We start from the raw sequence: 1,913 nt of genomic DNA on the forward strand, positions 1-1,913 counted from the left end.
CTGTCTGTAACCTACTTCCTTCCGCGCCATTTGCGGCGTTGATTGCTTTACGGAAGGGCGATCGCGTTCTTAGACCCGCCGGCAGAGGCGGAATGCATGGAAGCCATCTATTACATGCCTACTCTCATCTATATCGTCGACGGCGACGCTGCATCTCGGGCCGAAAACGACAACATGCTCCGGGCCAGCGGCTATAAAACCCGGAGTTATGGCAGCGCCGAAGAGATTTTTAGGCAGCTGCCGGATGATAAGAATGCAGGCTGCATCGTCATCGACAGGCAAGCTCGCGACACAGCTCCATCCGACATTCTAGATCGCTTGAGCAAGGCCGGCTTTGGTCTGCCGGTTATCTTCCTGGCCGAGCACAGCGACATTCGGGCGTGCGTCAACGCGATTAAGGCGGGAGCCGAAGACTTCCTTACCAAGCCAGTCGAGCCCCAAGAATTCCTCGAGTCGATCGACCGGGCGATCGCACGACACCGGCTCACCATGGAGCAGGAAGTCTGGGCGCGCGCGGGAATGGCTCGACTGAATCAATTGACTCCACGCGAGCGGCAGGTCTTTGACCGCGTCGTACGGGCCAAGATGAACAAGCAGGTCGCATTCGAACTCGGGACGACGGAGCGCACTGTGAAGGCGCATCGTCAAAAGATGATGGAGAAGATGCAGGTCCGCTCTGTAGCCGAACTCGTATCCTGCGCGGAACGGCTGGGCCTCGTCCGCCCCCGAGCGTTGCGGGTGTCCAGCTAACCCTTTCTAGCGTGTCCTCCCCTCTTGCTCTCGCAAACTGCTGCCCCAGATCTGGGCTTCCAACTCTAGGCAGGCCATCAGGTCTCGATAATCTGCAGTCATCTCGTCGCGTAACTGACCGTCCGACGATCCACTAGGGTGGCGACAGCAAGACGCCACCGGCGCTGGGCTGGGGGGCTGTTGCTGTCCGGTGGCGTTCGGCCGCATCTCAGCGGCGGGCCGAGGCTACGCTCGCCATCCGGCATCGTCCACAAAATGTCGACTGCTGGCGCCTAACGATTTGTCGCCTCGCCCGACTTGCATCCCAGTCGGTACCAACGCCCCCGCGAATGTCCTTCCCGCTCCCGGAAAGTCGTCAACGCCTTTCCCATAAGATGACGTATCGCGGTGGYCGCGCGCGATCTGGGAGCGGGAGTGCGTAGCCCTTCACATTCGGTGCCGGAGAGGTCGGACCTGACCTCGGCAGCAAGCGAAGGAGCGACGGCGATGGCGCATTTCGTAGGTCTGGACGTGTCGGTGCAGGAGACGGCGGTGTGCGTCGTCGACGAAGCCGGCAAGGTTGTGTTCGAGCAGAAGGTTGCGACCGAGCCGGACGATCTCGTCGGGCTGCTCAAGTCCCTCAGCGGCGACTATGGACGGATCGGGATTGAGGCCGGTCCGCTCTCGCAGTGGCTGGTAATTGGCTTGGCGGAAGCAGGCTTGCCGGTGTTCTGCGTCGAGACGCGGCACATGAACTCGCTTCTGAAGGCGCAACAGGTCAACAAGTCGGACCGTCACGACGCTCGTGGCATCGCGCAGATGATGCGCGTCGCCCTGTTCAAACCTGTCCACGTCAAGACGCTGGCGAGCCAGGAGAAGCAGATGCTGCTGACCAGCCGGAAGCTCCTGCAGCGCAAGATGCTCGATATCGGGTTCGATCTGCGCGGCACGCTGCGCAACTTCGGCCTCAAGGTCGGCGTGGTCGGCACGGCTGGGTTCGAGGCTCGCGTCCGCGACCTGGTGGCGGGCATGTCCAGTCTGTCGGCGATCGTGGAGCCGCTGCTCACCGTCCGGCGCCTCCTGCGCCAGGAGTTCACGCGGTTGCACAAAATGCTGCTCGAATTGGTTCGCCAGGATCCCGTGTGCCGGCGGCTGATGACCGCGCCTGGCGTCGGGGCGGTCGT

At 62.1% G+C, this 1,913-nt stretch carries 2 protein-coding genes; both read left to right on the plus strand.

From position 1 onward, the window contains the following. Positions 1–96: 96 nt before the first annotated feature. Positions 97–750 carry a response regulator transcription factor gene (locus AC1DVA_RS28030; protein WP_476808072.1) on the plus strand — a complete coding sequence of 218 codons (654 nt, stop codon included), beginning with the start codon at positions 97–99 and terminating at the stop codon, positions 748–750. Between the two features lie 486 nt (positions 751–1,236). Then, the coding region (locus tag AC1DVA_RS28035) for an IS110 family transposase (protein WP_476808073.1) at positions 1,237–1,913 on the plus strand (677 nt) is incomplete at its 3' end.

The sequence above is a fragment of the Allobosea sp. P4_C6 genome (genome assembly GCF_056402015.1).

Coding starts and splice junctions, on each gene's coding strand:
- AC1DVA_RS28030 (WP_476808072.1), top strand. CDS start 97: ATGGAAGCCATCTATTACATGCCTACTCTCATCTATATCGTCGACGGC.